The 9,555-nt window shown below is 63.3% G+C and carries 7 protein-coding genes and 5 tRNA genes; 4 read left to right on the forward strand and 8 right to left on the reverse strand.

Annotated elements, in window-relative coordinates; translation table 11 throughout:
* Positions 1-57 precede the first annotated feature (57 nt).
* The 8 genes from KUW00_RS03100 to KUW00_RS03135 form a co-directional block, all read right to left on the reverse strand.
* A complete protein-coding gene (locus KUW00_RS03100; protein ID WP_045992147.1) occupies positions 58-1,980 on the reverse strand; it encodes a PrkA family serine protein kinase in 1,923 nt (640 codons plus the stop codon).
* Positions 1,981-2,317: 337 nt separating this feature from the next.
* Complete coding sequence (locus tag KUW00_RS03105; RefSeq protein ID WP_222568203.1) at positions 2,318-4,330, reverse strand: NADPH-dependent 2,4-dienoyl-CoA reductase; 2,013 nt, start codon at positions 4,328-4,330, stop codon at positions 2,318-2,320.
* A 406-nt stretch (positions 4,331-4,736) separates the two neighbouring features.
* Positions 4,737-4,813, reverse strand: a tRNA-Asp gene (locus KUW00_RS03110).
* Positions 4,814-4,816: 3 nt separating this feature from the next.
* Positions 4,817-4,893: transfer RNA gene (locus KUW00_RS03115), tRNA-Val, on the reverse strand.
* Positions 4,894-4,956: 63 nt separating this feature from the next.
* Positions 4,957-5,033 (reverse strand) — tRNA-Asp (locus tag KUW00_RS03120).
* Positions 5,034-5,062: 29 nt separating this feature from the next.
* Positions 5,063-5,139 (reverse strand) — tRNA-Asp (locus KUW00_RS03125).
* A gap of 40 nt (positions 5,140-5,179) precedes the next feature.
* Positions 5,180-5,255 (reverse strand) — tRNA-Val (locus tag KUW00_RS03130).
* Between the two features lie 179 nt (positions 5,256-5,434).
* A complete protein-coding gene (locus tag KUW00_RS03135; protein ID WP_124802784.1) occupies positions 5,435-6,145 on the reverse strand; it encodes an alpha/beta family hydrolase in 711 nt (236 codons plus the stop codon).
* A 165-nt stretch (positions 6,146-6,310) separates the two neighbouring features.
* Between KUW00_RS03135 and ccoN the strand changes: the two genes are divergently transcribed.
* The 4 genes from ccoN to ccoP are packed head-to-tail and all read left to right on the forward strand — an operon-like array spanning position 6,311 to position 9,529.
* Positions 6,311-7,735: a cytochrome-c oxidase, cbb3-type subunit I gene (ccoN, locus tag KUW00_RS03140; protein ID WP_045992149.1), complete on the forward strand. Its 1,425-nt coding sequence runs from the start codon at positions 6,311-6,313 to the stop codon at positions 7,733-7,735.
* 23 nt (positions 7,736-7,758) lie between these two features.
* On the forward strand, positions 7,759-8,376 hold the full coding sequence (gene ccoO, locus KUW00_RS03145; protein ID WP_108131320.1) for a cytochrome-c oxidase, cbb3-type subunit II: 618 nt from the start codon (positions 7,759-7,761) through the stop codon (positions 8,374-8,376).
* Positions 8,377-8,378: 2 nt separating this feature from the next.
* On the forward strand, positions 8,379-8,591 hold the full coding sequence (locus KUW00_RS03150; protein WP_045992151.1) for a CcoQ/FixQ family Cbb3-type cytochrome c oxidase assembly chaperone: 213 nt from the start codon (positions 8,379-8,381) through the stop codon (positions 8,589-8,591).
* On the forward strand, positions 8,588-9,529 hold the full coding sequence (gene ccoP / locus KUW00_RS03155; RefSeq protein ID WP_045992152.1) for a cytochrome-c oxidase, cbb3-type subunit III: 942 nt from the start codon (positions 8,588-8,590) through the stop codon (positions 9,527-9,529). Before KUW00_RS03150 ends, ccoP begins: the two co-directional genes overlap by 4 nt.
* Positions 9,530-9,555 lie beyond the last annotated feature (26 nt).

A 9,555-nucleotide genomic window follows, 5' to 3' on the forward strand; every position in this document is an offset into this window, starting at 1 on the left:
TCCTGGGCGCAGTCGACAAGGGTGGCAGGCACCGGGACGCTCCCGGTGCCTTCACGGCTACTGCGACTTGCGCACCCTCAGGTACCACTCCGACAGCAGGCGCACCTGCTTCTCGGTGTAGCCTCGATCCTTCATCCGCGCCACGAAGTCCTCGTGTTTCTTGATGTCGGCAGAGGATGCCTTGGCGTTGAAGGAAATCACCGGCAGCAGCTCCTCGGTGTTGGCGAACATCTTGTGCTCGATCACACCACGCAGCTTCTCGTAGGACTGCCAGCCCGGATTCATGCCGTTGTTCTGGGCACGCGCCCTGAGCACGAAGTTGACCACCTCGTGGCGGAAGTCCTTGGGATTGGAGATGCCCGCCGGCTTCTCGATCTTTTCCAGCTCGTCATTGAGCGACTGGCGATCGAACAGCTCGCCGGTCTCGGGATCCCGATACTCCTGATCCTGGATCCAGAAGTCGGCGTAGGTGACGTAGCGATCGAAGATGTTCTGACCGTACTCGGAGTAGGACTCCAGGTAGGCGGTCTGGATCTCCTTGCCGATGAAGTCGACGTAGCGCGGCGCCAGGTACTCCTTGATGTAGCGCAGGTAACGCTCGAAGGTCTCCTTGGGCAATTGCTCCTGCTCCAGACGCTGCTCCAGCACGTACAGCAGGTGCACCGGGTTGGCCGCCACCTCATGGTTGTCGAAGTTGAATACCTTCGACAGGATCTTGAAGGCGAAGCGTGTGGACAACCCGTCCATGCCCTCGTCCACCCCGGCGCTGTCGCGATACTCCTGGATCGACTTGGCCTTGGGATCGGTGTCCTTCAGGTTCTCGCCGTCATAGACCCGCATCTTGGAGTAGACGCTTGAGTTCTCCGGCTCCTTGAGCCGCGACAGCACCGAGAACTGGGCCAGCATGCGCAGGGTATCCGGCGCGCAGGGAGCCTGGTTGAGCGAGGAGTGCTCGAGCAGCTTCTTGTAGATGTTGATCTCTTCGGAGACCCGCAGGCAGTAAGGCACCTTGACGATGTAGACCCGGTCGAGGAAGGCCTCGTTGTTGCGATTGTTGCGGAACGCCTGCCACTCGCTCTCGTTGGAGTGGGCCAGCACGACGCCATCGAAGGGTATCGCGCCCATGCCCTCGGTGGGGTTGTAGTTGCCTTCCTGGGTGGCGGTCAGCAGCGGGTGCAGCACCTTGATCGGCGCCTTGAACATCTCGACGAACTCCATCAGACCCTGGTTGGCCCGACACAAGCCACCGGAGAAGCTGTAGGCGTCCGGATCATCCTGGGAGTAGAGCTCGAGCTGGCGGATGTCCACCTTGCCCACCAGCGAGGAGATGTCCTGGTTGTTCTCGTCGCCAGGCTCGGTCTTGGAGATGGCGATCTGATTGAGCCGTGAGGGATATAGCCGCACCACCCGGAACTGAGAGATGTCACCACCGGACTCCTTGAGTCGCTTGGCGGCCCAGGGGGACATCACGCTGCGCAGGTGCCGACCGGGAATGCCGTACTCCTTCTCGAGCAGCTCGCCGTCCTCTTCCGGCGAGAACAGGCCAAGCGGGGACTCGTGCACCGGAGAACCCTTGATGGCGTAGAACGGCACTTTTTCCATCAACAGCTTGAGCCGCTCGGCCAACGACGACTTGCCGCCACCCACCGGCCCCAGCAGGTAGAGAATCTGCTTTTTCTCTTCCAGGCCCTGAGCGGCGTGGCGGAAGTAGGCCACGATCTGCTCGATGGCCTCCTCCATGCCGTGGAATTCACTGAACGCCGGGTAACGGCGTATCACCTTGTTGGAAAAGATCCGCGCCAGCCTCGGGTCCTTGGCGGTGTCGATCACCTCGGGTTCACCGATGGCCTCCAGCATGCGTTCGGCCGCACTGGCGTAGGCGGAAGGGTCTTGACGGCAGAGTTCCAGATATTCCTGCAGGGACATTTCTTCCTGCTGGACGCGAGCGAAGCGGTTCTGCACGTGGTCGAAGATGCTCATCGATGCCTCCTGTGATGCCCGGGACTCGATCTGGACGACGTCACCCACCCTTGCCTGCCATCGCCCTTGTCGAGGGGGTACTCTCAGCGTAGAACAGCATTAGCCAATGACGATGCTCGAGTCTTCAACGCTGAACGTCCTTACCTATAAGAACTCATGCCAGCAGAAGCGTTTCATTGTCCAGACGTAATTCGACCTAAGAGGGTCAAGAGGCACCAAAGCCGAGGTAGCCGACGGTCGGGAAGCCAGCGCCGGACGCCACCTGCCCGGTCCTCATGAGGCACGACAGCGCACCTCCTGAGGATTACCGAATCTGCATATTTTATTGTCGACAATCCTACAGCGACGCCGCCAGACGTACGCCCTGATCGATGGCGCGCTTGGCGTCCAGCTCCGCTGCCTTGTCCGCCCCACCGATGATCGACACCCGAACGCCGGCAGCCTCAAGTGGCGCTACCAGCTCGCGCACCGACTCCTGCCCGGCACACACCACCACACTGTCCACGGCCAGGGTGCGCTCCTCGCCGTCAACGCTCAGATGCAGGCCCTGGTCGTCGATACGCTGATACTCGCAGCCGGGTATCGCCTGGACGCCCCGATGGCGCAGCGAGGCCCGATGCACCCAGCCAGAGGTAGTGCCGAGCCCCTTTCCGGGCTTGGAGCTCTTGCGCTGCAGCAGAAAGACCTCCCGCGGTGACTCGGGACGCTGTGCGGGCTTGAGCCCTCCCGGCGCGCTCACGGCGAGATCCACGCCCCACTCGTCACACCACTCGGCCAGGGGGTCGTCACCCGGGGCGACGTGGGTCAGTAGCTCCGCCACGTCAAAGCCGATACCGCCGGCGCCGATGATGGCGACCCGCCGCCCGACCCGCCCGGGTGACTCGATTGCCTCTGCGTAGCTCAGCACACTGGCATGATCGGCACCGGGCAACTGAAGCTGGCGGGGACGGACGCCGGTGGCCAGCACCACGTGATCAAAGCCCTCGAGGTCGGCCAGCGTTGCCTCACAGGACAGCCTGACGTCGACGCCGGTCTTGTCGAGCATGACCCGGAAGTAGCGCAGCGTCTCGTCGAACTCCTCCTTGCCAGGTATCCGACGGGCAAAGTTGAACTGCCCCCCCAGACTGGCCTGGCGCTCGAACAGGGTGACCCTGTGTCCCCGCTCGGCGGCACTGACGGCGGTAGCGAGTCCAGCAGGACCGCCCCCTACTACCGCCACCGTCTGCGGCGTGGCGGCCGGCTCCAGCGACAGCTCGGTCTCGTGACAGGCGCGAGGGTTGACCAGGCACGAGGTCAGCTTGCCCTGGAAGGTGTGGTCGAGGCAGGCCTGGTTGCAGGCGATGCAGGTGTTGATCTCATCCGCTCTGTCGCCGCGAGCCTTGGCCACCCAGGCGGGGTCGGCCAGCAGAGGCCGGGCCATGGAGACCATGTCGGCGTGGCCCTCGGCGAGCACCCGCTCAGCCACCTCGGGCATGTTGATGCGGTTGGTGGTGATCAGCGGAATCGCCACCACCTGACGCATGCGCCGGGATACCTCGGTAAAGGCCGCCCGCGGCACACTGGTGACGATGGTCGGCACCCTGGCCTCGTGCCAGCCGATGCCGGTGTTGATGACGTCGGCACCGGCGGCTTCCACCGCCCGCCCCAGGGCGATGACCTCGTCATGGGTGCTGCCGTCCTCCACCAGGTCGATCATCGACAGCCGGTAGATCAGCAGAAAGCGATCCCCCACCGCCGCGCGTACCCGGCGCAGGATCTCTAGCGCAAAGCGACAGCGATTGTCGAAGTCGCCGCCCCAACGATCCTGCCGCTGATTGGTGCGCCGACAGATGAACTGATTGATCAGGTAGCCCTCGGAGCCCATGATCTCGACGCCATCGTAGCCGGCCTGCTGGGCCAGGCGCGCGCAGCGCACGTAGTCGTCGATCTGCCGCTCCACATCTTCGTCAGTGAGCTCACGCGGGGTAAAGGGGTTGATCGGCGCCTGGATCGCCGACGGCGCCACCAGCTCCGGCGAGTAGGCGTAGCGCCCAGCGTGCAGGATCTGCATGCAGATGCGTCCGCCCTCGGCGTGCACCGCCTCGACGGCCTGACGGTGTCCCTCGAGCTGGTCCTCGCTGGTCAACTGCGAGGCCCCCTGGAAGACGGCGCCTTCGGCGTTGGGGGCGATGCCGCCGGTCACAATCAGCGCCACTCCCTCGCGGGCACGCTCGGCGTAGAAGGCGGCCAGACGCTCGAAGCCGCGCGGTGCTTCTTCCAGGTTGGTATGCATGGAGCCCATCAGCACACGATTGGGCAGGCTCAGATGGCCCAGGCGCAAGGGAGTGAAGAGCTGGGGATAGGCGGTCACGGGGCGGTCCTTCGCAGCACAGGCTGCGCGTTGTTGTTGGCGGTGTCGGATGGCGCGCTCACACAATTGGCGCCACTCATCGACCAATTTCAAACAACTGTATGATAGCAGTCCACCCTCTGCCACCCCCCTCGATGAAAATGCGCGCAAAACGCATCGTCGGGCAAAGGTTTCTTTCTGGCCAGCTCCGGGGATAGCTCTTGAAAGAGCTCTTGAAAGAGCTCCTAAAATAGCCCCTGGAATCGCCCTCCTGGAACAGCTCCCTGGATAGCCCTCCAGTCAACCCTCGTCCACCACCGCTGACCTGACGCACACGAAAAAGGCCCCGCTGCGTAGCAGCGGGGCCTTCCGAAATAAGCGCCGGTAACAGGACCGGACTTTTCCAGCGAACTGGATCGAGTGAAACTGGCGGACCGGACGGGACTCGAACCCGCGACCTCCGGCGTGACAGGCCGGCATTCTAACCAACTGAACTACCGGTCCGCGTGGTGGGTGATACCGGATTCGAACCAGTGACCCCCAGCATGTGAGGCTGGTGCTCTAACCAACTGAGCTAATCACCCACGTTATTTCACACGGTGCGATGTCTCGAGTTTCCTGAAGACGTCGTCTTTGGCTTGTCATCGTGGCGGACCGGACGGGACTCGAACCCGCGACCTCCGGCGTGACAGGCCGGCATTCTAACCAACTGAACTACCGGTCCGCAATGATGACCAATTCGAGAAGAGACGCTGGCGGACCGGACGGGACTCGAACCCGCGACCTCCGGCGTGACAGGCCGGCATTCTAACCAACTGAACTACCGGTCCAGCGCTCTCTACTCTACGTGTCCATCCATCATTTTCATGATGGTGGGTGGTACAGGGTTCGAACCTGTGACCCCCAGCTTGTAAGGCTGGTGCTCTCCCAGCTGAGCTAACCACCCCTGGTCACGTGGCGCTGCATTCTACAGAACATCCGGGGGATGTCAACGCGCTCCACGCATCTTTCTCGTTTTTTTTGTCCCGACTTTTGCCCGTGCATTCATCGACTTGGGCCGAAAGCCAGACGGCGCAAGGGCTGGCGCCACAGCGCCGTGATATCCACCCTTGCAGAAAGAAGCGCTCACGACTTGCCCATGGCGTCCGCGGTAGCGCGCGCCGCCTTAGCCATCAGGTCCTGACGCGACAGTCCACTCAAGCGCCGCGGCGACCAGTCGTGGTCACCATCCTCGAGCCATTCAAGACGCGCATGCGCCGGCAACTCATAGCCCGCCACCTCGTCTCGAGTACCGAAAGGGTCCCGGGTACCCTGCAGCACCACCAGAGGGCAAGCCAGCGACGGCCAGTGATCCAGCCGTAGGCGCTCGGGCTTGCCCACGGGATGAAAGGGGTAGCCAGCCAGCACCAGCCCCGGTGCACCGTCCTCGGCGGCCAGCAGACTGGCCACCCGCCCGCCCATGGACTTGCCGCCGAGCCACAGCGCCCCTGGCACCATCTGCGACAAAACGTCACGCCAGAGGCGCATTTCCTCCACCAGCCGAGCCACCCTGGGCGGCGGCCGCCGACGCCCCGCCGCACGCATCTCGCGCAGATAAGCAAACTCGAATGACAGCGTCTGTACGCCGGCCCGGGCCAGCGCCGCGCGCCATTCAAGCAAAAAGGGTGAATCGTGTCCGGCACCGGCCCCATGCGCCAGCAACAACACGTCTCGGCAAGGTGGTCCCTCCAGGATCACCGGCGCCAGGTCGGGCACCTGCCACTCGCCACGGTGCCCGGCGGCGAGTGCCTGGCTGAATTCCTGAGTAAAAGCGTCGGGTAAAACGAGTTGTGACACGGCCAAGTTTCCAAAGTTCACTGCCACCAGAGGCTAAGTTCTTCTCACTGCCAGGCTGGGCTAGAATTCTGAGTGGTTGTTGATCTGCATCATTCTGAGGCAATTGCCGGGCAGGCACTATGGCCGGGGGATCGTCCCCTTTACGCGATCGATGGGAAACTGATCATGAGCACAGCATTTGAACATCCGACCTACAACTACAAGGTGGTCCGGCAGTTCGCGATCATGACGGTGGTGTGGGGCATCGTGGGCATGACCCTCGGTGTCATTCTCGCCGCCCAACTGGTCTGGCCGGAACTCAACCTTGGCTTGCCCTGGACAAGCTTCGGTCGGCTTCGCCCGCTGCATACCAATGCGGTCATCTTCGCCTTCGGCGGCTCCGCCCTGTTCGCGACGTCCTACTACGTCGTCCAGCGCACCTGCCAGGTGAGGCTGATCAGCGACAAGCTGGCCGCCTTTACCTTCTGGGGCTACCAGGCGGTCATCCTGTGCGCGGTCGTCACCCTGCCGCTGGGCCTCACCGAGGTCAAGGAATACGCCGAGCTGGAATGGCCCATCGACATTCTGCTCGCGGTGGTGTGGGTGACCTACGCAGCCGTCTTCCTCGGCACCATCAAGGTCCGCAAGACCTCCCACATCTACGTGGCCAACTGGTTCTTCGCCGCCTTCATCCTGACCGTTGCCGTACTGCACATCGTCAACAGCGCGGCCCTTCCGGTCACCGCCACCTACTCCATCTCCATCTACTCCGGCGCCATCGACGCCATGGTGCAGTGGTGGTACGGCCACAACGCGGTAGGCTTCTTCCTGACCGCCGGCTTCCTCGGCATGATGTATTACTTTGTGCCCAAGCAAGCCGAGCGCCCGGTCTACTCCTACCGCCTGTCCATCGTCCACTTCTGGGCACTGATCATGGTCTACATGTGGGCCGGCCCCCACCACCTGCACTACACCGCCCTGCCGAACTGGGCGCAGTCGCTGGGGATGGTGATGTCGATCATTCTGCTGGCGCCCTCCTGGGGCGGCATGATCAACGGCATGATGACCCTCTCCGGGGCCTGGCATAAGCTGCGAACCGACCCGACCCTGCGCTTTCTCGTCGTCGCGTTGTCGTTCTACGGCATGTCGACCTTCGAAGGCCCGATGATGGCGGTGAAGACCGTCAACGCCCTGTCCCACTACACCGACTGGACCATCGGTCACGTCCACGCCGGCGCCCTCGGCTGGGTCGCGATGATCACCATCGGCTCGATGTACCACCTGATTCCACGCCTGTTCGGTCACACCGAGATGTACTCCGTCAAGCTGGTGGCGGTGCACTTCTGGCTGGCCACCATCGGCACCGTGCTGTACATCGCCGCGATGTGGGTCAACGGCATCCTGCAGGGCCTGATGTGGCGCGCCATCAACGAAGACGGCACCTTGATGTACACCTTCGTCGAGACCGTCGAGGCCAGCGGCCCCGGCTACATCGTGCGCCTGATCGGTGGCCTTTTCTGGGTGACCGGCATGCTGATCATGGCCGTCAACGTGGCCATGACCGTCAAGGGTTCCGCCAAGCGCGGCGCGCCCCTGCCCCAGACCGCCTGAGTCAACGAAGGACCGAGACTGACATGAAACACGAGATCATAGAAAAGAACGTCGGTTTGATGGCGGTGCTGGTGCTGGTGGTGATCAGCTTCGGTGGCCTGGCCGAGATCGTACCGCTGTTCTTCCAGAAGCAGACCACGGAGCCGGTCGAGGGCCTCGAGCCGCTGTCCGCACTGGAACTGGAAGGCCGGGACATCTATCGCCGCGAAGGCTGCGTCGGCTGTCATTCGCAGATGATTCGCCCCTTCCGTGCCGAGACCGAGCGCTATGGCCACTACAGTGTGGCCGGTGAATCCGTCTACGAGCACAACTTCCTGTGGGGGTCCAAGCGCACCGGCCCGGACCTGGCCCGCGTCGGCGGTCGCTACAGTGACGACTGGCATCGTGCCCACCTCTACAACCCGCGGGACGTGGTGCCGGAATCGGTGATGCCGGCCTACCCCTGGCTGTTCGAGAACACCCTGGACGGCGAGGACACCCCGGCCAAGATGCGCACCCTTCAGAAACTGGGCGTGCCTTACACCGACGAGCAGATCGCCAACGCCACCAGCGAGGTCCGCGGTGAGCGTGAAATCACCGCCCTGGTCGCCTACCTGCAGCAGCTTGGCACGGTGTTGCCCAGCTCGGCGAAGAGCCCGTAACCATGGATATCGGAACCTTTCGCGGCATCTTGACCGGCATCCTGCTGATCGCCTTCCTGGGCCTGGTGGCCTGGGCCTACTCGAGCCGCCGCAAGCGTGAGTTCGATCAGGCGGCGCAGCTGCCGTTCGCCGACGACGACGAACAACCGAATCGTGACCGCACGGCCGAGCGACAGGCCGATTCCCGAGAGGACAGGGGAGAGAAGAACACATGAATACGCTTTGGGGTGATGCCCTCTCAGGCTTCTGGAGTGCCTGGATCATCGTCATCACGCTCGGCACCATCGGCTTTGCGTTCTGGCTTCTGTGGGCCAACCGCAAGACCGACAAGCGCCCTGACGCCGACGGCACCGTCGAGACCACCGGCCACACCGCCGACGGTATCGACGAATACGACAACCCGCTGCCTCGCTGGTGGTTTCAGCTCTACGTTGCCACGGTGATCTTTTCCCTGGGCTATCTGGTGCTGTATCCGGGCCTCGGCAACTTCGCCGGTGTGCTGGGCTGGAGCCAGGAAGGTCAGTGGGAGGAAGAGGTCGCCCAGGCCGAAGAGCGCTTTGCACCGATCTTCGAGAAGTACCAGCAGGTACCCATCCCGGAACTCGCCCAGGACGGTGACGCCATGCAGGTGGCCGAGCGCATCTTCCTTAACAACTGCGCCATCTGCCACGGTTCCAACGCCAAGGGCGGCTACGGCTTCCCCAATCTGACCGACGACGACTGGCTCTACGGCGGCGAGCCCGAGCACATCGTCACCACCATCAACAACGGACGCAATGGCCTGATGCCGTCATGGCAGCAGCTCGGCGCGGACAATATCGAGAACCTGACCCAGCATGTGCTGTCGCTGTCCGGCCAGGCCGAAGACGCCGAACGTGCCGAAAAAGGCGGCGCCGTCTTCACCTCGGTATGTGCCGCCTGCCATATGCCTGACGGTACCGGCAACCAGGCGCTGGGCGCGCCCAATCTGACCGACGACAGCTGGCTGTACCAGGCACCGGGCCAGAGCCTGGCCGACTCAGTGCGTCAGACGCTGCGTAACGGCCGCAACGGCCATATGCCGGCGCAGGCCGCCTACATCGGCGAGGAGCGGGTCCACCTGGTCGCCGCCTATGTCTATGGTCTGAGCCAGAATCAGGACCAGAGTCAGTAGTGACCCCAGCGGGATCGCTCCCGCGG

Source organism: Halomonas sp. DP5N14-9 (genome assembly GCF_019802175.1).
GTDB classification, from domain to species: domain Bacteria; phylum Pseudomonadota; class Gammaproteobacteria; order Pseudomonadales; family Halomonadaceae; genus Halomonas; species Halomonas litopenaei.